The sequence below is a fragment of the Streptomyces vinaceus genome (assembly GCF_008704935.1).
Classification (GTDB): Bacteria; Actinomycetota; Actinomycetes; order Streptomycetales; family Streptomycetaceae; genus Streptomyces; species Streptomyces vinaceus.
The window spans coordinates 4,160,614-4,182,594 of sequence record NZ_CP023692.1; the positions used below are offsets into that span (position 1 = coordinate 4,160,614).

General features: G+C 73.1%; 21 protein-coding genes. 10 read left to right on the plus strand and 11 right to left on the minus strand.

The features are described 5' to 3' along the window. Positions 1–133: 133 nt before the first annotated feature. Entirely contained in the window at positions 134–517 is a 384-nt protein-coding gene (locus CP980_RS36385; protein ID WP_030012939.1) for a cold-shock protein, read from the plus strand. 91 nt (positions 518–608) lie between these two features. On the opposite strand, the gene CP980_RS18795 is transcribed toward CP980_RS36385, so the two are convergent. The 4 genes from CP980_RS18795 to CP980_RS18810 form a co-directional block, all read right to left on the minus strand. Further along, entirely contained in the window at positions 609–1,496 is an 888-nt protein-coding gene (locus CP980_RS18795) for a 1,4-dihydroxy-6-naphtoate synthase (RefSeq protein ID WP_132757734.1), read from the minus strand. After that, positions 1,483–2,217 (minus strand): futalosine hydrolase, encoded by a 735-nt coding sequence (locus tag CP980_RS18800; RefSeq protein ID WP_150528652.1) that lies wholly within the window; start codon positions 2,215–2,217, stop codon positions 1,483–1,485. Before CP980_RS18800 ends, CP980_RS18795 begins: the two co-directional genes overlap by 14 nt. Before the next feature lie 13 nt (positions 2,218–2,230). Further along, the gene (locus CP980_RS18805) at positions 2,231–2,716 is read right to left on the minus strand and encodes a DUF2771 domain-containing protein (RefSeq protein WP_132757730.1); all 486 of its coding nucleotides are present in this window, start codon (positions 2,714–2,716) and stop codon (positions 2,231–2,233) included. Positions 2,717–2,890: 174 nt separating this feature from the next. Next, entirely contained in the window at positions 2,891–4,264 is a 1,374-nt protein-coding gene (locus CP980_RS18810) for an MFS transporter (protein WP_150528653.1), read from the minus strand. Between the two features lie 380 nt (positions 4,265–4,644). Here CP980_RS18810 and CP980_RS18820 point away from each other — a divergent pair, with 380 nt between their 5' ends. From CP980_RS18820 to CP980_RS18840, 5 genes are all read left to right on the plus strand, one after another. Continuing rightward, positions 4,645–5,553 (plus strand): DUF3027 domain-containing protein, encoded by a 909-nt coding sequence (locus CP980_RS18820; RefSeq protein ID WP_099891286.1) that lies wholly within the window; start codon positions 4,645–4,647, stop codon positions 5,551–5,553. 57 nt (positions 5,554–5,610) lie between these two features. Then, the gene (locus CP980_RS18825) at positions 5,611–5,829 is read left to right on the plus strand and encodes a hypothetical protein (RefSeq protein ID WP_078864531.1); all 219 of its coding nucleotides are present in this window, start codon (positions 5,611–5,613) and stop codon (positions 5,827–5,829) included. Between the two features lie 138 nt (positions 5,830–5,967). After that, on the plus strand, positions 5,968–7,476 hold the full coding sequence (locus CP980_RS18830; RefSeq protein WP_229907303.1) for a flotillin family protein: 1,509 nt from the start codon (positions 5,968–5,970) through the stop codon (positions 7,474–7,476). A gap of 50 nt (positions 7,477–7,526) precedes the next feature. After that, positions 7,527–8,078 carry an RNA 2',3'-cyclic phosphodiesterase gene (gene thpR, locus CP980_RS18835; RefSeq protein ID WP_150528655.1) on the plus strand — a complete coding sequence of 184 codons (552 nt, stop codon included), beginning with the start codon at positions 7,527–7,529 and terminating at the stop codon, positions 8,076–8,078. 204 nt (positions 8,079–8,282) lie between these two features. Then, complete coding sequence (locus CP980_RS18840) at positions 8,283–9,272, plus strand: aldo/keto reductase (protein ID WP_150528656.1); 990 nt, start codon at positions 8,283–8,285, stop codon at positions 9,270–9,272. 88 nt (positions 9,273–9,360) lie between these two features. Here CP980_RS18840 and CP980_RS18845 read toward each other — a convergent pair whose 3' ends face one another. After that, complete coding sequence (locus tag CP980_RS18845) at positions 9,361–10,044, minus strand: GDSL-type esterase/lipase family protein (RefSeq protein ID WP_132757718.1); 684 nt, start codon at positions 10,042–10,044, stop codon at positions 9,361–9,363. A 76-nt stretch (positions 10,045–10,120) separates the two neighbouring features. On the opposite strand from CP980_RS18845, the gene CP980_RS18850 reads away from it, so the two are divergent. Further along, positions 10,121–11,128 (plus strand): PQQ-dependent sugar dehydrogenase family protein, encoded by a 1,008-nt coding sequence (locus CP980_RS18850; RefSeq protein WP_099891297.1) that lies wholly within the window; start codon positions 10,121–10,123, stop codon positions 11,126–11,128. A gap of 64 nt (positions 11,129–11,192) precedes the next feature. Here the strand turns inward: CP980_RS18850 and CP980_RS18855 are convergent, their stop codons facing one another. Beyond that, positions 11,193–12,557 (minus strand): MFS transporter, encoded by a 1,365-nt coding sequence (locus CP980_RS18855; RefSeq protein ID WP_373312959.1) that lies wholly within the window; start codon positions 12,555–12,557, stop codon positions 11,193–11,195. Between the two features lie 26 nt (positions 12,558–12,583). Then, entirely contained in the window at positions 12,584–13,021 is a 438-nt protein-coding gene (locus CP980_RS18860; RefSeq protein ID WP_099891301.1) for a MarR family winged helix-turn-helix transcriptional regulator, read from the minus strand. Between the two features lie 118 nt (positions 13,022–13,139). Here CP980_RS18860 and CP980_RS18865 point away from each other — a divergent pair, with 118 nt between their 5' ends. Continuing rightward, entirely contained in the window at positions 13,140–13,322 is a 183-nt protein-coding gene (locus CP980_RS18865) for a hypothetical protein (protein WP_030156886.1), read from the plus strand. Between the two features lie 80 nt (positions 13,323–13,402). On the opposite strand, the gene CP980_RS18870 is transcribed toward CP980_RS18865, so the two are convergent. The 3 genes from CP980_RS18870 to CP980_RS18880 form a co-directional block, all read right to left on the minus strand. Then, entirely contained in the window at positions 13,403–13,822 is a 420-nt protein-coding gene (locus CP980_RS18870) for a PIN domain nuclease (RefSeq protein WP_150528658.1), read from the minus strand. After that, the gene (locus tag CP980_RS18875; protein ID WP_132757713.1) at positions 13,819–14,019 is read right to left on the minus strand and encodes a type II toxin-antitoxin system VapB family antitoxin; all 201 of its coding nucleotides are present in this window, start codon (positions 14,017–14,019) and stop codon (positions 13,819–13,821) included. The genes CP980_RS18870 and CP980_RS18875 overlap by 4 nt, the downstream gene beginning before the upstream one ends. A 138-nt stretch (positions 14,020–14,157) precedes the next feature. Next, positions 14,158–15,615 carry an NCS2 family permease gene (locus tag CP980_RS18880; protein WP_132757711.1) on the minus strand — a complete coding sequence of 486 codons (1,458 nt, stop codon included), beginning with the start codon at positions 15,613–15,615 and terminating at the stop codon, positions 14,158–14,160. 149 nt (positions 15,616–15,764) lie between these two features. On the opposite strand from CP980_RS18880, the gene CP980_RS18885 reads away from it, so the two are divergent. Together CP980_RS18885 and CP980_RS18890 are read left to right on the plus strand one after the other, a co-directional pair. Then, entirely contained in the window at positions 15,765–16,046 is a 282-nt protein-coding gene (locus tag CP980_RS18885; protein ID WP_132757710.1) for a DUF2530 domain-containing protein, read from the plus strand. A gap of 109 nt (positions 16,047–16,155) precedes the next feature. Beyond that, complete coding sequence (locus tag CP980_RS18890) at positions 16,156–18,627, plus strand: HAD-IC family P-type ATPase (protein ID WP_150528659.1); 2,472 nt, start codon at positions 16,156–16,158, stop codon at positions 18,625–18,627. 65 nt (positions 18,628–18,692) lie between these two features. On the opposite strand, the gene CP980_RS18895 is transcribed toward CP980_RS18890, so the two are convergent. Then, positions 18,693–21,866 (minus strand): sacsin N-terminal ATP-binding-like domain-containing protein, encoded by a 3,174-nt coding sequence (locus tag CP980_RS18895; protein ID WP_150528660.1) that lies wholly within the window; start codon positions 21,864–21,866, stop codon positions 18,693–18,695. Positions 21,867–21,981: the final 115 nt, after the last annotated feature.

The following is a 21,981-nucleotide window of genomic DNA, read 5'->3' on the forward strand; positions in this document are numbered from 1 at the left end:
CCGGGGAACGTCTTGTCTCCTGTGAAACGCCCACTAGCCTGGATACGGCGGGTCACCATGACCCGCTGCGCTGTTGTCCGGACCCGCCGCGCGGCGTCCCGGACCCCGACGAGCACAAGGACAGAGGACGGACGTGCCTACCGGCAAGGTCAAGTGGTTCAACAGTGAGAAGGGCTTCGGCTTTCTCTCCCGCGACGACGGCGGAGACGTCTTCGTCCACTCGTCGGTGCTCCCGGCCGGGGTCGACGCCCTCAAGCCCGGCCAGCGCGTCGAGTTCGGCGTCGTCGCCGGACAGCGCGGTGACCAGGCGCTTTCCGTGACGGTGCTGGACCCGGCGCCCTCGGTCGCGGCCGCTCAGCGCCGCAAGCCGGACGAGCTGGCCTCGATCGTGCAGGACCTCACGACCCTGCTGGAGAACATCACTCCGATGCTGGAGCGCGGCCGCTACCCCGACAAGGTGCACGGCACGAAGATCGCCGGCCTGCTGCGCGCGGTGGCCGACCAGCTCGACGTCTGAGTCCGCTCTGAGCCCGTACGCACGACGGTGCCCCGGCCCTCGAAAGGGCCGGGGCACCGTCGTACGCACGTCCGGCGCAGCCGGAGAACGACTACGGGAAGTCCAGCGCGTCCGCCGCGATGGCCGGTACCAGACCCTCCGCCGCGGCCCGCGTCAACAGCCCGCGCACCGCCGCGTACCCCGCGTCGCCCAGGTCGGCGGTGAACTCGTTGACGTAGAGCCCGATGTGCTGGTCGGCGACGGCCGGGTCCAGCTCCTGCGCGTGGGCGCGCACGTACGGGCGGGATGCCTCCGGGTCGTCCCAGGCCATGCGGACCGAGGCACGGGCCGACTCGGCCAGCGCGCGCAGGGTCTCGGCGCCCAGCGAGCGCTTGGCGATGATCGCGCCGAGCGGGATCGGCAGACCGGTCGTGGACTCCCAGTGCTCGCCCATGTCGGCGAGGCGGTGCAGCCCGTAGTCCTGGTACGTGAACCGGGCCTCGTGGATGACCAGTCCGGCGTCGACCCGGCCGTCGCGGACGGCCGGCATGATCTCGTGGAACGGCAGGACGACGACCTTGCCGACGCCCTCCGCCAGCACGTCCGCGGCCCACAGCCGGAACAGCAGGTAGGCGGTGGAGCGTTCGCTGGGCACGGCCACGGTCTTGCCGGTCAGGTCCAGTCCCGGCTCGCGCGTCAGGACGAGGGGCCCGCAGCCGCGCCCGAGCGCCCCGCCGCAGGGCAGCAGCGCGTACTCCTCCAGCACCCACGGCAGTACGGCGTACGACACCTTCAGCACGTCCAGCTCGCCGCGTTCGGCCATGCCGTTGGTGATGTCGATGTCCGCGAAGGTGACGTCGAGGGCGGGCGCGCCCGGGATCCGGCCGTGCGCCCAGGCGTCGAAGACGAACGTGTCGTTCGGGCAGGGCGAATAGGCGATGGCGAGCGGTCGGGCGGGCGCTGCGGCGGATGCTCCGGCGAGCCGGTCAGCGGTGCTCATGGCGTTCTCCCCAGGTGACGAGTACGGGCCCCAGGGCGCGGAATCCGGCGGTGAGCGCGGCCAGCGCGTCCCCGATCCGCCAGGCGTCGCGGTCGCGGGGGCCGACGGCGTTGGACACGGCGCGGATCTCCAGTACGGGCAGCCCGTGCGCCGCGGCGGCCTCCGCGACCCCGAAGCCCTCCATGGCCTCGGCCCCGGCGAGCGGATGCCGGGCGGAGAGCCGGGCCGCGCCCTCGGCGGTGCCGGTGACGGTGGAGACGGTCAGCACGGGCGCCAGCAGCGCCCCGGTGGCCTCGGCGGCGCGGGCGGCGAGCTCGGCGGGCGGGAGGTGCACGCTGTGCCCGAAGCCCAGCTCCTGTACGTCGAGGAAGCCGTCGGCGGTCTCGGCGCCCAGATCGGCGGCGACGAGGGCGTCGGCGACCACGAGGGAGCCGACCGGGGCGGCGGGCGCGAACCCGCCGCCGATGCCGGCGGAGACGACGAGGGAGTACTCGGACAGCGCGAGCGCGGTGGCCGTGGCGGCCGCGGCGGCGGCCGGCCCCACCCCGCCGACGAGCACTTCGGCGGCGAGACCGGGCAGATCGCGCCGGGAGAGGAGGTACCGGCCGGGAAGGACGCGCGGCTCCGGCGTGACCGGGTCCTGATGAGGGGTGGACCCGGTCAGGCCACTGACGACGGAGTCTGCCTCCGCCGCCACCGCGGTCACGATGAGCGCGCGCACCGTCGGTACGGGGTTACTTGAGCTTGACGTTGTAGGCCCAGACGGCGAGGGGCTTGCCGTCCTCGCCGACCTGGACGATGTTCAGCTTCTTGGAGGACGGGGCCTCGCCCTGGCCGCCGGTGGCGAAGATGTCGGCGCCCGGGAAGCTGCGGTAGGTGTTGGCGGAGGGCTCGGTGATCGGCTGGCCGTCCAGGACCGCCTGCCACCGCTTGCCGTCCTCGACGACTTCCGGCTCGACGCCGAGACGCAGGGTGTCCCCGCGGCCGTAGTCGACGGTCTTGGCGTCCTTCATGTCGGTGAGGCACTCCTGGACCTTGTCCATGGAGAGCTCCTTGGAGTCGGAGCAGACGGCCTCGGTGGACACCGACGACGTGCCGACCGTCACGGTCGCCAGCGGCGTCGGCTTGTCGCAGGCGGAGAGGAGGAGGAGGCCGGCGGACACGGCTCCGAGGGCCGCGACGCTGCGGCGGCCCCTACCCGAGAAAAGCGGTGCGGTCATGAGCCGAAGGCTATCGGGCCACCCCGCTCTGCCGCCGCACGGGGGTGTCCGTGGCCTGCCGCGCGGCGCGCGGGCCGCCGGACGGGGTCGATTTGCCCCGCTCAGGGGGTGTTCGGCGGGCCGGGGCCGCGGGGACGGGCATCCCCGGGCCCGCCCTGATCCGAAAGACACGGCCTAGGCCACCCGGGGGTGGGGAGAACCCGGATGGTGGTGGCGCGGGGCGCAGAGGCGGCCGCGTACGGCCATAGTGGTGCCCGCCGCGACGATCACCGCGGCCCCGGCCATGCCGAGCACCCCGTTCAGCGGCAGCGCGATCCCGATCGCGCCGCCCAGCACCCACGCCATCTGGAGCAGCGTCTCCGAACGGGCGAACGCGGAGTTCCGCACGGCCTCCGGCACGTCCCGCTGGATCATCGCGTCCAGCGACAGCTTCGCCAGCGCCTGGCAGAAGCCCGCCGTGGCCGCCAGTACGGCCATGAACAGCCCGCTGAAGAACACCGCCGCCAGGATCGCGACCCCGAGGGTCACCGACAGCACCGACGCGATGATGGTCTCCGGGGCCCGCGCCCGCAGCCACGCGCCCACCGCCGTCCCGCAGGCGTTGCCCACGCCCGCCGCGACCCCCACGATGCCCAGCGAGACGGCCGCGCTCTGCCCGGCGAGCGGGTGCTCGCGCAGCAGGAACGCCAGGAAGAAGATCAGGAACCCGGAGAGCGCCCGCATCGAGGCGTTCGCCAGCAGGCCGCACAGCACCGACGGGCTCACCGTGCGCAGGCCCGGCTTGCGCGAATGCGGCTCGTGCGTGGAGAGCCGGGCCCGCCGCTCGCCCTTGGCCTCGTCCACTTTCGGCGGCAGCGACAGCGCCGCGAACGTGCCCCACACGAAGATGGCGCAGGCCCCGTACAGCGGCCACGGCGGCCCGATGGCGTGCAGCCCGGCCGCGACGGGCGCCGCCGCGCCGGTGGCGAGCAGGCCCGCCAGGGTGACCCGGGAGTTCGCCTTGACGAGTGAGAACTTCGGCGGGAGCAGCCGCGGCACCACCGCGCTGCGCACCACCCCGTACGCCTTGGACGCCACCAGCACGCCCAGCGCCGCCGGATAGAGCTCCAGCCCGCCCGTGGCCACCGCGCCCGACATCATCACCGCGAGCAGCGCCCGCGAGAGCATCGCGACGGCCATCGCGGCCCGCCGTCCGTGCGGCAGCCGGTCCAGCGCCGGACCGATCACCGGGGCCAGCAGGGTGAAGGGGGCCATCGTGATCGCCAGGTACAGCGCGACGCGGCCGCGTGCCTCGTCCGTGGGTACCGAGAAGAACACCGTCGAGGCCAGCGCCACTGTGATCATCACATCGCCGGCGCCGTTGATGGCGTGGAGCTCGATCAGCCTGCCGAGACCCGATTCGCCGGCCCCGTGCGCGTGCGTGGCCCGCCGGATCCCGCGCGCCGTGACGGTGAACGGCCGCCGCAGGGCACGCCCGACGGCCCGGCCGGCCCGACCGGCCGGTCCCGAGCCGTCGGGGGACGACCGTACGGGTGCCACACCCGCCATAGTGCCCCACGGACCCCTCCCGGTCCCGCCCCGGCGCGTTACGGGCGCCCGTCGGATCGCCGTCGGGCCGGCGTCGGGGGGTCGTAGGAGGGGTGTCGCCGCGCGCTCTCGTCCGCGAATCGGACCTTGCATGTGGGCCCGGGGCTTCGGAGGAGGTAGCGTGCGTAGCGCGCCACCGGCGGTTGCTCTCGGCCGCGCGCCTCTTCGCGATCCCGCAGAATGGATTGCAGGTAGGTGCGCCCGAGGCCGATCGGGTGCGGACGTCGACGCGGCCCTCTGGTCCGCTCCGCCCGCGCCACGTACGGACAGGACCGACGGGTCGTTCAGGACGACAGTACGGACGGCGCACTCGTGAGACGGCGTAGGAGAGAACGAGACCTGTGAGTGCTGCGACGACGCGAAGCCGTACCCCCGACCGCCTGTGCGCCGAGGCGGTAGACCTCGCCCGCACGGCGGCCGAGGAAGCCGCCGCTCCCTCCGTGGTGGGCGAACACGTCTCGGCCGTCGCGGAGGGCGACCGGGTCGTCACGCACTTCTTCGAGTGCAAGGACCCCGGCTACCGTGGCTGGCGCTGGGCCGTCACCGTCACGCGGGCCTCCCGCGCCAAGAACGTCACCCTCGACGAAACGGTGCTGCTCCCCGGCGACGACGCGCTCCTCGCCCCCGAATGGGTGCCGTGGAGCGAGCGGCTGCGCCCGGGCGACATGGGCCCCGGCGACCTGCTGCCCACCGACGCCGAGGACCTGCGGCTGGAGCCGGGCTGGTCCGGCGAGGACGCGCCGCCGCCGAACTCGGTCGTCTCCACCGAGATGGCCGAACTGGTCGAGGCCGAGGACGCCGACGTCACCGACCGCGCCGTGGTCCCCGTACGGGGCTCCATCACCTCCGTCGCGGAGGAGCTCGGCATGCGCCGCGCCCGGGTCCTGTCCCGGTACGGGCTGCACAGCGCGGCCGACCGCTGGGACGAGTCCTTCGGCGCCAAGACCCCGATGGCGCAGGCGGCCCCCGCCTCCTGCGTCTCCTGCGGGTTCCTCGTCGCCATCGGCGGCTCCCTCGGCCAGGCCTTCGGCGTCTGCGCCAACGAGTTCGGCCCGGCCGACGGACACCTCGTCTCCCTCTCGTACGGCTGCGGCGGCCACTCGGAGGCCGCGGTCATGCCGAAGCCGCTGCGGCCGGCGCCGCCGGTGCTCGACTCGATGGCCACGGACGAGTTCCCGCTGCGCCCGGCCGCCGACTCGGGCTCGGTCCCCTCGACGGACCTCCCGGCCGCGGACCTCGGGCACTCGTAGCGCGGAGCGGGGCCGCGAAGCCGCACCGGCCCGGGCAGGGCGGCGTACCCTCGGCGCATGGGGGAAGACGGCATGATCGGGCTGGACGGCCGGGTGACCGGCACGGTGGGCCCCGGGCTCGTGGGCGAGGTCATCGTCCGCATCCGGGGCGGCGCGGAGCACTTCCTCGCCCATCCGGCGCACGGGACGGGCCGGCTGCCGGTCGGCACCGTCGTGACGGTCGTCGAGTACCTGCCTCCGCGCACGGTGTACGTGATGGCGGCGTACGACAACTGAGCCCCGGCGCGACCTGCGCGGATGTGGTTCGTATCAAGATGGCGACAAGAAAGCGCGAGCGTCTTCTTAACGGCCCGCCACAGGAGCACACTCGCCCTCGTCAGTGTCGAACGGCACTGCGATAAGGGGGCGTTGCCGATGGCTATCGGCGTCGTGGCGGGAATCGTTCTCGCCGCAATCCTGGCTTTGATCGGCCTGTTCAAGCTCATGTGGCGGGTGGCCGAACCGAACGAGGCACTCGTCATCTCCGGCTCCACCCACCGCACCGAGGGCATCGGCGAGGGCATGGGGTTCCGGATCGTCACCGGGCGCGGAACCCTCGTGGTCCCCGGCGTCCAGGCGGTGCGCAAGCTGTCGCTGGACCTCAACGAGACCCAGCTGAACGTGGACTGCGTGACCCACCAGGGCATCCCGCTGCGGGTGAAGGGCGTCGTGATCTTCAAGATCGGCGACGACCTCGTCTCCATCGCGAACGCGGCGCGCCGCTTCCTGGACCAGCAGAAGATGATGCCCGAGCGGGTGCACATCGTCTTCGCGGGCCATCTGCGGTCCATCGTGGGCGGGTTGACGGTCGAGGACATGATCCGCGACCGGGAGAAGCTCACCGGGCAGACCCGGGCGGCCTGCGGTACGGAGATGGAGAAGCTCGGCCTCATCGTCGACTCGCTCCAGATCCACGAGATCGAGGACCCGACCGGCTACATCAAGAACCTGGCGATGCCGCACGCGGCCGCCGTCCAGCGGGACGCGCGCATCGCGCAGGCCGAGGCGAACCGTTTGGCCACCGAGGCCGAGCAGACCGCCTTCGCGCGGATGGCGGAGGCCACCCGCGACAGCGAGATCCTCCAGGCCGGCTACCAGGCCGAGCGCGACAAGGCCGCCGCGACCGCCCGCCAGGCGGGCCCGCTCTCCGAGGCGGCCGCCCGCCAGGAGGTCGTCGTGCAGGAGACCCGGGTCGCCGAGCTCGAAGCGCACCGGCGCGAGCAGCAGCTCCAGGCGGACGTGCGCAAGCCCGCGGACGCGGCGGCGTACGAGACCCGCACCCGCGCCGAGGCCGAGCGCGACGCGCGCATCTCGGCGGCGCAGGCGAAGGCCAAGGAGACCGAGCTGGCGGCCGCGGCCGAGGCCACGCGCGTGACCACGGCGGCGACCGCGGACGCGGCGGCCACCGAGGCCCGGGGCCTGGCGGCGGCGAAGGCCACCCGGGCGACCGGTGAGGCCGAGGCCGCCGCCACCCAGGCGAAGGGCCTCGCGATCGCGGCTTCGGCGAAGGCCAAGGGCCTCGCCGAGGCCGACGCGATCAAGGCGCGGGCCGCCGCACTCGCCGAGAACCAGGAGGCGGTCGTCGCCCAGCAGCTCGCCGAGAACTGGCCGGCGATCGTGGAGGCGGGCGCGGGCGCCTTCGGCAACGTGGAGCACATGGTGCTCCTGAACGGCGCCGAGGGCATGTCGGAGATGTTCGCGAAGGCGCTGACCATGGGCGGTACGGGCCTCGGCCTGGCCCGCCAGCTGCTCGCGTCGATGTCCCAGCCGGGGACCGCCCCGGGGGCCGCGTCGGACACCGCGCCCGGCAGCACCCCGGGCGCCGGCCCGGTGAACGGAAAGACCGCGCCGGCCTCCCACCAGATCCCGATCGCGGAGGCGTAACCCGCAGCCGGGCGCGAGCCCGACCCGCCGTGCGGGTTAGGCTCGCGCCCATGAGGCTGTTCGCCGCGGTGATGCCGCCCCAGGAGGCCGTCGAGGAGCTCCGCGAGGCGGTGGAGCCCCTCCGGGACGACCGGCTGCGCTGGACGGGGGAGGCGGGCTGGCACTTCACCCTCGCCTTCATGGGCGAGGTACGGGACGAGCTCCTGCCGGACCTGCACGCCCGCCTGGCCCGCGCCGCCCACCGCACCGAGCCCTTCGCCCTGCGCGTCCACGGCTCCGGCCACTTCGGGGACCGCGCCCTGTGGGCCGGCGCCGCCGGCGGGATCGACCCCATGCGGATGCTCGCCGAGCGCGCCGACGCAGCCGCCCGCCGGGCCGGGGTGCCGATGGAGCACCACCGCCGCTACACCCCCCACCTCACCCTGGCCCGCAGCCGCACCGGCGTCGACCTGCGCCCCTACGTCGAGGCCCTGGCGGGCTTCGAGGGGACGCCCTGGCGGGTCGGGGAGCTCAGCCTGGTCCGCAGCAACCTCCCGGCCGCCGGTGTTCCCGGGGAGCAGCCCCGCTACGAGGTGGTCGAGGCCTGGCCCCTGGCCGGCTGACCCCCGTACGGGAACCGGCGCGGCCCGCGTTACGCTCGACGGGTGGATCCCAAGACCCGAAACCGTGTGATGGCCGGTGTACTCGTTCTGATGTTCGTCGTCGTGGCCGTGGCGGCCGCCGTGGGGCAGTAGTCCGGCCCGGACGCCTCCCCGCCCGCGCGGGCCCTTGCTTCGAGTGGACTCCAGGCAGTTGGCTTGGGCGTCATGAAGTACACACAGCTCGGACGCACCGGACTCAAGGTCAGCCGACTCGTCCTCGGCACGATGAACTTCGGTCCGCAGACAGACGAACCCACCAGTCACTCGATCATGGACGCCGCGCTCGGCGCGGGCCTGAACTTCTTCGACACCGCCAACGTCTACGGCTGGGGCGAGAACAAGGGCCGCACCGAGGAGATCCTCGGCACCTGGTTCGCCCAGGGCGGCGGCCGGCGGGACAAGACCGTGCTGGCCACCAAGGTGTACGCGAACATGGCCGGCGAGGGCGACCCGTGGCCCAACTACGACCGGCTCTCGGCGCTGAACATCCGCCGGGCCGTCGAGGCCAGCCTCAAGCGGCTCCAGACGGACTACATCGACCTGTACCAGTTCCACCACGTCGACCGCCGGACCCCCTTCGAGGAGATCTGGCAGGCCGTCGACGTGCTGATCCAGCAGGGCAAGGTGCTGTACGCCGGGTCGTCGAACTTCCCCGGCTACAAGATCGCCCAGGCCAACGAGACGGCCGCCCGGCGCGGTTCGGTCGGGCTGGTCAGCGAGCAGTGCCTGTACAACCTCGCCGAGCGGCGCGCCGAGATGGAGGTCATCCCGGCGGCGCAGGAGTACGGGCTCGGCGTGATCCCGTGGTCCCCGCTGCACGGCGGGCTGCTGGGCGGTGTCATCAAGAAGGAGGTCGAGGGCGGCCGCCGCGCCTCCGGGCGCTCCGCGGACGCCCTGGCCAACAGCTCGGTACGGGCGCAGGTGCAGGCGTACGAGGACCTGCTCGACAAGCACGGCCTGGAGCCCGGCGAGACGGCGCTGGCGTGGCTGCTGACCCGGCCCGGGGTGACGGGCCCCATCGTCGGCCCGCGCACCGCCGAGCAGCTGGAGAGCGCGCTGCGGGCGCTGGAGCTGGAGCTGAGCGAGGAGGTGCTCTCGGCCCTGGACGAGGTCTTCCCCGGCCCCGGTGCCTCGCCGGAGGCCTTCGCCTGGTGACCCGCCCGAAGTGACCTCGCGCCCGGTCCGCCCTCCCCTGCGGGGCGCGGACCGGCCGCAGGGGCGGGGGACGCGGCCCCGCGGGCCCTCAGGGCGTCCGGTAGGGGCCGCCGATCCCCCAGGCCTGGTGCAGGACCGCCGCGAACTCGCCGGCCAGGCGGTGCTCGCCGGAGGCGTTGGGGTGGGTGCCGTCGTAGGTGTCGTGCGCGATCTCGTACGAGGCCGGGCGGGCGGCCAGCAGGATCGGCGAGGCGTCGGTCGACAGGTCGGCGACGGCCTTGGCGAGGAGCTCGTTGAACCGGGCCACCTCGGCCGCGAACGGCGCGTCGGACTCGGCCCGGACGTTCGGGATGACGGGGAGCAGGACCATCCGGATGCCGGGGCGGGCCGCCCGGGCCTCCGCGACGAAGCGGCGGGCGTTGGCCGCGGTCTCCTCGGCTCCGGTGTAGAAGCCGAGGTCGATCAGGCCGAGGGAGACGAGCAGGACGTCGGGCTCGCCGGAGCGGACGGCGGAGCCGATGAGGGGGGCCATGTGCTGCCAGCCCTCGCCCCAGCCGGCGAGGTGGCGGCGGGCGGGCCCGGGGAAGCCGGGGTCGGCGTAGGCGTGGCTGGTGGGCTCGTTCGTGCCGGTGTCGAAGAGCGCGGTGCGCGGGCCCACGATCTCGTACGGGCCGCCCGGGACGGTGCTCAGGTGCTGCCACATCCGGTAGCGCCAGGTGTAGTCGCCGGCGCGTCCGATGGTCATGGAATCGCCGACGAACATGAAACGCATCCGGTCATCATCGCGGATCACGCGCCGGGCGCCCCTGTGATGCCGGACACGCGGGACGGGCTGGCAGGCTTGGGGTATGCGCCTGCTGCCGTTGACCGCCGTCATTGCCCTTGTCGTGCTGCCGGGTTCGGCCGCCGCCGCTGCCGGGTCGGCGCCCGCCGGCGCCTCCGGGTTCACGATCACCGACCCGCGGATCAAGGAGTCGAGCGGGCTGGCGGCCAGCCGGATCCACCCGGGCGTGTACTGGACGCACAACGACAGCGACGACGGCCCGTACGTGTACGCGGTGGACTCCGCGACCGGCAAGACCGTGGCCCGGGTGACGCTGACCGGGATCGGGACCCCGCGCGACGTCGAGGCGATCTCGCTGGGCCCGGACGGGCAGCTGTACGTCGGCGACATCGGGGACAACCTGAACGGGACCTGGGACCACGTCTGGATCTACCGTTTCCCGGAGCCGAAGCAGCTGGCCGATGTCACGGTCAAGGCCGAGCAGTTCACGGTGAGGTACGCGGACGGGGCGCGCAACGCGGAGGCGCTGATGGTGCATCCGGTGACGGGCCGGGTCTACATCGCGAGCAAGAGCGAGGACAAGGGCGGGCTGTACGAGGGGCCGGAAAAGCTCTCCGCCTCGGGGACGAACGTGTTCCGGCGGGTCGCGGACCTGCCGTGGGTGACGGACGGGGCCTTCTCCCCGGACGGCGGCCGGCTCACGCTGCGCGGCTACTTCTTCGCCAAGACCTATCCCTGGAAGGACGGGAAGCCCGAGGGCGAGGGCGAGCGGGTGGACGCGCCGTGGCAGGGGCAGGCCGAGTCGGTGACGTACTCGGCGGACGGGTCGACGCTGCTGTTCGGCTCGGAGGGGGAGTCGAGCCGGGTGGTGGCGGTTCCGGTGAAGCCCGCGGCCGGAGGCTCGGCGTCCCCCGCTCCCGGGAAGCCGGGCGGGACCCCGGCCCCCGGTGCCCCCGGCCCCGCGGGGGAGCAGGGCGGGGGCGGCTTCACCAAGGGCGCGGCCGTCCTGGCCGTGGGCACGGCCCTGGTCCTCGGCGCCAAGCGGCTCCTGCGCCGCCGGCCGCGCGACTGACGTAGGGTGCGCGACGGACGTAGGGTGCGCGCCTGACGTACGGTGCGCGACTGACGTACGGCGCCTACGCGGCGGTGACCAGCTCGCGCTGGCGCGGCGAGGGCACGAACGTGACCCCGCGGCGGCTCACGCTGAGCCGGAGGTTGCCGACCCGGGACAGGATCAGCGCGATCGTCACGGCGGCGGCCAGGGAGACGAGGCCGCCCGCGGCCATGCCGATCCGGGCCCCGTACGTGTCCGTCACCCAGCCGACGACCGGGGCGCCGATCGGGGTGCCGCCGGTGAACACCATCATGTAGAGCGCCATCACCCGGCCCCGCATCTCGGGGTCGGTGGCCATCTGGACGCTCGCGTTCGCGGTGACGTTGACCGTCAGCCCGAACATCCCGATCGGCACCAGCAGCGCCGCGAACAGCCAGAACCCGGGCGCGAAGGCCGTCACGGCCTCCAGTACGGAGAACAGCGCCGCCGCCGCGACCAGCAGCCGCAGCCGCGAGTGCCCGCGCCGGGCCGCCAGCAGGGCGCCCGCCAGGGAGCCCGCCGCGATCAGGGTGTTGAAGAGCCCGTACGTGCCCGCGTCCCCGTGGAACACGTCGCTGACGAACGCCGACAGCCAGATCGGGAAGTTGAACCCGAACGTGCCGATGAACCCGACCAGCACGATCGGCCAGATCAGCTCGGGCCGGCCGGCGACGTACCGCAGGCCCTCCCGCAGCTGCCCCTTGGCGCGCGGCTGCGTCTCGACCGGGTGCAGTTCGCGGGTGCGCATCAGCAGCAGGCCGGCGATCGGCGCGGCGAAGGACAGCCCGTTCAGCAGGAAGGCCCAGCCGACGCCGACGGCGGTGATCAGCACGCCGGCGATCGCCGGGCCGACCAGCCGCGCGGACTGGAAGTTCGCGGAGTTCAGGCTGACGGCGTTGGCGAGCTGCTCCTTGCCGACCATCTCGGACACGAAGATCTGCCGCGCGGGGTTGTCCACGACGGTGACGAGGCCGAGCAGGAAGGCCGCGAGGTACACGTGCCAGACCTGTACGTGTCCGGCGAGGGTGAGCGCGGCGAGGGCGACGCCGGTCAGGCCCATCAGGGTCTGGGTGGCGAGCAGCAGCGGCCGCTTGGGCAGCCGGTCCGCGAGTACGCCTCCGTAGAGGCCCAGCAGCATCATCGGCAGGAACTGCAGCGCGATCGTGATGCCGACCGCGGAAGCCGAGCCGGTCAGGGACAGGACCAGCCAGTCCTGGGCGATGCGCTGCATCCAGGTGCCGGTGTTGGAGACGGCCTGTCCCGTGGCGAAGAGCCGGTAGTTCCGGATCCTCAGCGAGCTGAACATCGAGTTGTTCTTGCCCGTGGAGCGGGTGGAGCGCGTCGGGCGCCCGGTGGTAGTGGTGGATATGTGGCCGGGTGCGGAATCTGCTCCGTTTCCCGTACTCAAAAGCGTTCGCCTCCTGGCGTCGTCCGTTACAAGTGCGCGAGCTTCTCCAGGACGGGCGCGGCCTCGCGGAGCTTGGCCCATTCGTCCTCGGTGAGCTCGGCCGCGAGCCCGGCCAGGAAGGCGTTCCGCTTGCGACGGCTCTCTTCGAGCATCGCCTCGGCCTCCTCGGTCTGGGTGACCACCTTCTGGCGGCGGTCGTCCGGGTGCGGCTGCAGCCTGACCAGTCCCTTGGCCTCCAGCAGCGCCACGATGCGGGTCATCGACGGCGGCTGGACGTGCTCGCGCCGCGCCAGCTCACCGGGGGTGGCCTGGCCGCACCGGGCGAGGGTGCCGAGGACCGACATCTCGGTCGGGCTCAGCGATTCGTCGACGCGCTGGTGCTTGAGGCGCCGGCCCAGCCGCATGACGGCGGAGCGGAGGTCGTTCACGGCGGCAGCGTCGTCGCCATGGGAGAGGTCACGCATGTATTTAGACTACCTCATTACTCTGGCTAAAGAATGCCATTGAAGCGTGTCACTCGTACGGGTGAGTCGGCGGCGGAAAGTGACACGCGTCCACGTCCTGTGCCACGACCCTTTCGGCATGGGGACACACGTGCTGAGCATGCGCATAGACGGGGAGCTGCTCGACCGCCTCCGGACTCATGCGGCCAAACGCGGAATGAGCGTCCAGGACTATGTCGTCCGGACGCTCATTCGCGATGACTTCGACGAGCGCTTCAAGGCGGCCGTCGACGAGACGGAGAAGTTCTACGGGCTCACGTGAGCCCGCGCGGCGTACAGGACGGCTGAGGCTTCACGGCCTCGGTCGGCCGCCGAAGGAGGATCCGTTCCACCTGCCCGCGCTCAGTCGGCGGTGCCGGACGGGACGACCCAGCGGGCGGCCTGCCCGGTGATGGCCGCGATCATGTCGTAGTCGCCGTCGTAGTGCAGGACCGTGACGCCGTGCCGCTCGGCGGTGGCGGCGATCAGCATGTGCGCCATGGAGAGGGCCCGGTGGTTGCCCCGGAAGAGGGCGAGGCGTTGGACCTCCTTGGCCCGGTCCCAGACCTCGTCCGTGCAGGGCAGGTGGTCGAAGCCCCTGAGCAAGTGGCTCAGCCGGTCGGCCTCCGCTGCGCTCCGAGCACTGTGCAGGACCTCCATCTCGACCGCCGCACTCACCGCGAGGAGTGCGCGTTGCGAGAGGTCGTCGAGAACCGGCCGTACCGTCGGCTTCCCCCAGCGGGCCAGAGCCGACTTGTCGATCAGATAGCGCTCCCGGGTCACGCCGCAGCCGAGTCGCCCGGCTCGTCGAGGAGGTTGAACTCCCCGTTGGCGATGGCATCGGCAAGCTCTATCCGCCGGGCCAGTTTCACGGCCTCCAGCAGGGCGGCGTTGACCGTGGCGACCTTCGTCGTCGTGCCGAACAGACGCTGCGCCTCTGCCAGCAGGTCCTCGTCGAGGTCGATCACCGTGCGTGCCATGGCCGCTCCTCCCTCTGCAGGCAACGAGAAAACGATACCTTCCAAGCGTCGCTTTTGATATCGCCGATCACCCCGGCAACGGCCACAGCACCCTCGGGGAAGGTGGGGCCGGAAGCCGGGCAGGGGGATCGGGTGGCCTTACGTGAGGCCGAGGGCCGGCATCGCGTAGTAGAAGACGAACACCGCCGATACGACGTACATCGCCGCCGGGACCTCGCGGCCCCGGCCGGTCGCCAGTCGCAGCACGCAGAAGCTGATGAAGCCGAAGCCGATGCCGTTGGTGATCGAGTACGTGAAGGGCATCATCACCATGGCCAGGAAGGCCGGGACGGCGATGGTGAAGTCGCTCCAGTCGATGTCCCTGACCGAGCCCGCCAGGATCAGGAAGCCGACCGCCACCAGGGCGGGGGTGGCCGCCTGGGACGGGACCATGGTGGCCAGCGGGGTCAGGAACAGCGCCACGGTGAAGAGGCCGCCGGTCACGACGTTCGCGAGGCCGGTACGGGCGCCCTCGCCGACGCCGGCCGTGGACTCCACGAAGCAGGTGGTGGCCGAGGACGAGGTGGCCCCGCCGGAGGCGACGGCCAGGCCGTCGATGAGCAGCACCTTGTTGATGCCGGGGAAGTTGCCGTCCTTGTCGATCAGCTTGGCCTCGTCGCCGACGCCGAGGATCGTGCCCATCGCGTCGAAGAAGCAGGACAGCAGGACGGTGAAGACGAACAGGACGCCGGTCAGCACGCCGACCTTGCCGAAGCCGCCGAAGAGGCTGACCTGGCCGACGAGCCCGAAGTCGGGCGCGGCCACCGGATTGCCCGGCCACTCGGGGACGGTCAGGCCCCAGCCCGAGTCGGGCAGCCCGACGATCAGCTGGACGGCGACGGCGACGACGGTCATGACCACGATGGAGATCAGGATCGCGCCGGGCGTCTTGCGGATCAGCAGGGCGAGGGTCAGCAGCACGCCGACGATGAAGATCAGGACCGGCCAGCCGTGCAGGTGGCCACCGGTGCCGAGGGTGAGCGGCACGGTGGTGTGCGCGGCGTCCGGGATGCGGGTGACGAAACCGGAGTCGACCAGGCCGATCAGCATGATGAACAGCCCGATGCCGATCGCGATGCCCTTGCGCAGGCCGAGCGGGACGGCGTTCATGACCCGCTCGCGCAGGCCGGTCGCGACCAGCAGCATCACGACGAAGCCGGCCAGCACCACCATGCCCATGGCGTCGGGCCAGCTCATGCGCGGGGCGAGCTGGAGGGCGACGACGGTGTTCACGCCGAGGCCGGCGGCGAGCGCGATCGGGACGTTGCCGATGACGCCCATGAGGAGCGTGGTGAAGGCCGCCGTCAGGACGGTCGCGGTCACGAGCTGGCCGCTGTCGAGCTGGTGCCCGTACATGTCCTTCGCGCTGCCCAGGATGATCGGGTTCAGCACGATGATGTAGGCCATCGCGAAGAAGGTGGCGAAGCCGCCGCGGACCTCGCGGGCGACGGTGGAGCCGCGCTCGGAGATCTTGAAGTGGCGGTCCAGGGCGGAGGTCCCGCCGGAGGCGGGGTCCGGGCGGGAGGGCGCGGGGGCCGGGGCCGACGACGTGCTCATGCGGTCCTCTGGGTCTTCATCGCGGGGGCATTGGGGTATTCATACGAAGAAAATGGGCCATGCCCACACCGTTTCAGTATGAACACATGAACGAAAGCCCGTCCATCTCCGCGCGTAGACCCCGTTTCCGCGCACCTAGACTGGGCGTCATGGCGAAATGGACTGCGAAGCACGAGGCGCCCGCGCCCCTTGAGGGCCCGGTCGTCGCGACCGTCACCGGCGGCACGATCATCTGGTTCGCCATGTTCGTCGTCCAGCTCCCGTTCTACGGCTGGTTCGCCGACCGGGACCTGCTGTGGTGGGTCTGGTGCTGCGCGGCCGGCGCCTTCCTCGGCCTGATCGGCCTCTGGTACGTACGCGGCCGTGACGCCGCGCTCAAGCGGCACGCGGCCGAGCAGGCCGCCCGGGACGCGGAGGGCTCCGCCGGCTGAGACGGGCGCCGGGGTCCGGGGGACCTGGGGACGATTCGGGTCATCCCGAAGTCGGATCTTCGGACTTCTCGGCGGGTGGAGCGGTAAAACCCCCTTTACCGTCGATTGCATGACGCAGCGGGCAGAGATCGAACCAGGCGGTCCCGAGCCGGGCAGCGGCGGCGGGCCCGGCGGCGCGGCCATCGACGCGGGGGCCGAGCTGGATCCGGTACACCCGGTCCGGCCGCCCGCGCCCCGGTTCAAGCCCGGCGGGCTGACCACCGCCGAGGTCGCCGAACGCGTCGCGCGCGGGGCCGTCAACGACGTGCCCGTCCGCAGCAGCCGCTCCACCGCCGACATCGTCCGCGCCAACGTCTTCACCCGGTTCAACGCCATCATCGGCGTGCTCTGGGTGATCATGCTCATCGTCGCGCCGCTCCAGGACAGCCTGTTCGGCTACGTGATCATCGCGAACACCGGCATCGGCATCATCCAGGAGATGCGCGCCAAGAAGACCCTGGACGGCCTCGCCGTCATCGGCGAGGCCAAACCCAGCGTCCGCCGCGACGGCCGGACCGCCGAGATCTCCACCTCCCAGATCGTCCTCGACGACGTCATCGAGCTCGGACCCGGCGACAAGGTCGTCGTCGACGGCACGGTCGGCGAGGCCGAGGGCCTGGAGATCGACGAGTCCCTGCTCACCGGCGAGGCCGACCCCGTCCTGAAGAAGCCCGGCGACCCCGTCATGTCCGGGTCCTTCGTCGTCGCCGGCGGCGGCGCGTTCACCGCCACCAAGGTCGGCCGCGAGGCCTACGCCGCCCAGTTGGCCGAAGAGGCCACCCGCTTCACGCTCGTCCACTCCGAGCTGCGCTCCGGCATCTCCACCATCCTCAAGTACGTCACCTGGATGATGATCCCGACCTCGATCGGCCTGATCATCAGCCAGCTCGTCGTCAAGGACAACAACCTCAAGGACGCCATCGCCCGCACGGTCGGCGGCATCGTCCCGATGATCCCCGAGGGCCTGGTCCTGCTGACCTCCGTCGCCTTCGCGATCGGCGTCATCCGGCTCGGCCGCAAGCAGTGCCTGGTGCAGGAGCTGCCCGCCATCGAGGGCCTCGCCCGCGTCGACGTGGTCTGCCTCGACAAGACCGGCACCCTCACCGAGGGCGGCATGGACGTCACCGAGCTCCGCCCGCTCGGCGGCGCGCAGGACACGTACGTCAAGAAGGTGCTCGGCGCGCTCGGCGAATCCGACCCCCGCCCCAACGCCAGCCTCCAGGCGATCATCGACGCCTATCCGGACAGCGCCGAATGGCGCTGCACCGAGTCCCTGCCCTTCTCCTCCGCCCGCAAGTACAGCGGCGCCAGCTTCAGCGAGGGCGACGGCGAGAACAGCACCTGGCTGCTCGGCGCCCCCGACGTGCTCCTGGCGCCGGGCGACCCGGCCCTCGACGAGATCAACGGCCTCAACGAGCAGGGCCTGCGCGTCCTGCTGCTCGCCCGGGCCGCGCGCGAGCTCGACGACGCGGCCGTCGCCGCCGGGGCCAAGCCGACCGCCCTGATCGTCCTGGAACAGCGGCTGCGCCCCGACGCGGCCGACACCCTGCGCTACTTCGAGGACCAGAAGGTCCACGCGAAGGTCATCTCCGGCGACAACGCCGTCTCGGTCGGCGCGGTGGCGGGGAAGCTGGGCCTGCCAGGCGCCGAGAACACCGTCGACGCGCGCAAGCTGCCGGCCGACCGGGCCGACATGGCCAAGGTCCTCGACGAGAACGCCGTCTTCGGGCGGGTCACCCCGCAGCAGAAGCGCGACATGGTCGGCGCGCTGCAGTCCAAGGGCCACACCGTCGCGATGACCGGCGACGGGGTCAACGACGTCCTGGCCCTCAAGGACGCCGACATCGGCGTGAGCATGGGCTCCGGCTCCGAGGCCACCCGGGCGGTCGCCCAGATCGTCCTGCTGAACAACAGCTTCTCCACCCTCCCCTCGGTGGTCGCCGAAGGGCGCCGCGTCATCGGCAACATCACCCGGGTCGCCACGCTGTTCCTCACCAAGACCGTCTACTCGGTGCTCCTGGCGATCCTGGTGGTCTGCTTCCAGGTCGAATACCCCTTCCTGCCGCGGCACCTGACGCTGTTGTCCACGCTCACGATCGGCATCCCGGCGTTCTTCCTGGCCCTCGCGCCGAACAAGGAGCGCGCGCGGCCGCACTTCGTGAAACGGGTGATGCGGTACGCGATCCCGGGCGGTGTGATCGCGGCGGTGGCCACGTTCGTGACGTACCTGGTCGCCCGCCACCACTACACGGGCCCCGAGGCCCTCCAGGCGGAGACGAGCGCGGCGACGCTCACCCTGTTCCTGACCTCGATGTGGGTCCTGGTCATCATCGCCCGCCCGTACACGTGGTGGCGGGTCGCCCTGGTCGGCGCGATGGGCGGGGCCTTCCTGATCGTCCTGGTCGTACCCTGGCTGCAGAAGTTCTTCGAGCTGAAGCTGGTGGGCACGCAGCTCCCCTGGACCGCGGTGGGCATCGCCGCGGCGGCCTCGGCCCTGATCGAGGTCACCTTCCGCTGGGTCAACCGCAGGTTCCCGGCGTAGGCCGTAACACCGTCGGGGGGTGTCCGGCGGATCGGGGCGCGCCCGGGGCGCGCCCCGATCCGGCCTCAGTCGAACCAGCGGTCGCGGGCCAGTTCCGCCGTGCGGGAAGGGTCTTCCAGGAGGGCGGCCACCTCGAAGCGGCGGGGCCACTGGGCGGCCGCCCAGGCAAGGCCCGCCGCCACGCCCTCCAGGGTGGAGGCGTGCAGGGTGCCGTCCGGGGTGCGGCGCCAGTCGAGTTCCACGCCGCCCGCGATCAGCTCCTCGTGCTCCAGGTAGGTCTCCGGGGCCGAGGGGCCCAGCAGGATCCGTACGGACTCGGGCACCTCGTGCTCCTCGCCCGGCGTCGTGACCTCCGCCGGGACCGTCTCCGAGACGCGGCGCACCTGGAGCAGCTCCGCCAGCTCGGCCGCGCGGGCCGGGGCCACCGGGAGCAGGGGGAGGCCCGCCGTGAGCGGCAGCAGGTCCGGGGCGTCCGCGATCAGCGCGTCCGCCGCGTCGACCACGACGACCTCGCCGTCCACCACCGCGCGCAGCTCGTCCGGGAGCGTGACCTGCTCGGGGTCCAGTTCGGCCAGTGCCCCGTACAGGGCGTGCAGCTGACGGTCCGACACCTCCCGGCCCGGGTCGGCGAGCCGGCCCAGGAGCTCGGCGGCGCCACCGGGTTCGTCCAGCAGCGCCGACACGGTGGTGCGCACACCGAGCGCCCGCAGGACCTGCTCGTCCTCGAAGCCCGTCGCGTCCGCCGGGGTGTAGAGCCCCGCCAGCAGCGGGTCGCCGCCCGCCGCGCGCAGGCCCGCCGGGCGGCGCCCGTCGAGCACCGGGTGGTCGCGCAGCCACCAGGCGGTGTACGGGCGCACCGACTGCGTGGTGCCGTCCGGCAGCAGCACCCGTACGGGCTGGGTCAGCGCGTCGCGCAGCGGCGGCTGCGCGAGCATGGCCAGGGCCTGGGGCCAGCAGTCGTCGTCGACCAGGTCGAGGTCGCGGACCGCGACGAGCTCCGTGGCCACGGGCGGCAGCGGGGTCTCGGGGAGCTGGTCCAGTACGTCCTCGCACCACACGTCCACCGCGTCCAGCAGCCCCGCGTCGTCCGGCTCGGCGAAGTCCCCTTCGCGCGGCTCCAGTTCGTCCGGGTCGAGGACGACGTCGGTGGCGCGGACCAGCTGGAAGACGGCCAGCACCCCGCAGGCGGTCAGCGGCTGCGCGCCCCACCGCTCGGCCAGCTCGCCGTCCACGTACGGGATTTCGTCCTCACGGATCACCGAGGCCAGCGGGGAGCCCGGCAGCAGCAGCTCGCCCGCGGGGGTGAGCTCCCCGTCCTCGTCCGGCAGGGCCAGGGCGCCCAGCCACGGCTCGTCGCCCGGCGCCAGATCGGCGTCGCGGACCAGCCGCAGGACCACCTCGGCCAGTTCGTCGGCGTCGAGGGCGTCCTCGTCCCAGATCTCCCCGGCATCGAGGGAGGCGGCCACCGCGGCCCGCACCTGCGGGGTCGTCAGGACCGCTCGGGGCGTGGCCGGGAGCGCGCCGAGGCGCTCCAGCAGCGGGTGCACGGCGTCCGGGTGCGCCACCTTCAGCCCCAGCCGGGCCAGGTCCTTCGGGGTGTCGGCATCGGGCAGCAGTACGTGCCGCGGGCCGATCGTGGTCCGTCCGTCGGCCAGCGGCACCGGCAGGCCCGAGAGCCGGTCCGGGTCCACCCCGGCCAGGGTGTCGTACAGCCGGTGCCACCACTCCGGGCCGCGCTCGATGCCCGCGATCCGCTCGATGGCGTCGCCCAGCGGCAGCCTGCCCACGCCCAGCGTGCGCAGCTCGGGCCGGCGCTCCAGCCCGGCGGGCAGCAGCGTCGGCAGCACCTCGGACAGGACCCGTACGGTCTCGGCGCCCGCGCCCTCCACCACCTCGGCCTCGAAGGGGCGCAGGGCGGCCCGCTCCTCGGCGTGCTCGGCGTGCTCGGCCGGGGCCGCCGGGGCGAGGAACGCCGTACGCGGCAGCCGCTCCAGCACCGCCGCGCGCAGCGCCCCGTCCAGCGGGCCCTGGCCGAGCGGCCCGGGTACGAGGTCCACCAGGGCGGTGCTCACTGGGTCCCAGGAGCCCAGCAGTTCGGCGTACGCGTCGGCCGCCCGCTCCACCAGGAAGTCGGTCAGCGGCCCCGGCGCGGGGTGGCGGCGGGCGGTGTCCAGCGGCAGCGTCGCGATGAGCAGCGCGGGGATGCCCAGCGGCTCGTCGGTCGGGGTCGGCGCGTGCACCACGCTCGCGGTGGCCGGGCGTACGGGGGCGCCCTCGGTGTCGACGGGCACGGCCCAGGCCACCGTCCAGACGGGTCGCAGCCGCTCCTCGACAGGGCGGTCGGCGAGCAGCGCCCGCTCGATGAGGCCGCTGTGGCGGACGGTGCGCCAGCGCCGGGTCTCGCCGCCGGCGCCTCCCGCCGAGTCCTCCACGACCGTGTACGGGCCCTCGTCGCGGCGGCGCAGGGTACGGGTGCCCTCCTGCGGGGTCTCCACGACGATCTCCGCCAGCCCGGGCAGGGTCAGCAGCAGCGCGTCGTCGATGCCGGCCAGCAGCCGCTGCACCAGGTCCCCGGCGGAGGCGTCGCGCAGCGGGAGGACGACCACGGTGTCGTAGCCCTCGGGGGCGGTGCCCTCGGCGGGCAGCGGCAGCCGCAGCAGCGGGACGTGCCCGTCGCGGCGGCGCAGTTCGTCGCCGAGGCCGGGGCTGCCGGTGGCGGCGTCGCGGGCCATCTCGCGGGCCTCGGCGAGGGACCAGCGGACGCCGCCGTGGCGCCCGAGCACGGCGGGCTCGTCGGACACCGCGAGGACGGCAGCGAAGCCGACGCCGAAGCGGCCGACGGTGTCGGCGGAGCCGGCCGGGCCGGCCGTCGTGCCGGGCGGGCCCGCGGGCTCCCGCTTCGCGGAGGCCCGCAGGGTGCTCAGGGATTCCACGCCCGTCGCGTCCAGCGGGGCACCGGTGTTGGCGACGGCCAGCACCGCGTGCCCGCCCTCGCCGGGGTGCAGGGTGAGCCGCAGCCGGCCGGGCACCCCGGCCCGGGCCGCGGCGTCGGCGGCGTTCTGCGCCAGCTCGACGACGAGCCGGTCGCGGTAGCCGCCGAGGGCCAGGTCCTCCTCGGCGTTGGCGTCCTCGCGGAAGCGGGCCGGGCCCGCGCCCCAGGCGTCGAGCACCCCGCGCCGCAGCCTGGCCGTGCCGAAGGGGTCCGCGCCGCCCTGGGCTGCCGTCACTCGCACGCTCACGCCGCTGCCTCCATGCTGTCCTGCGCCGTACCGCATTCGCGGGAAATGCCGAATGCCGAGGCCCTGAAGGTATCGCGTGCGGGTGCCGGCGGTCGGAGCGGCCGGGCCCGGTCGC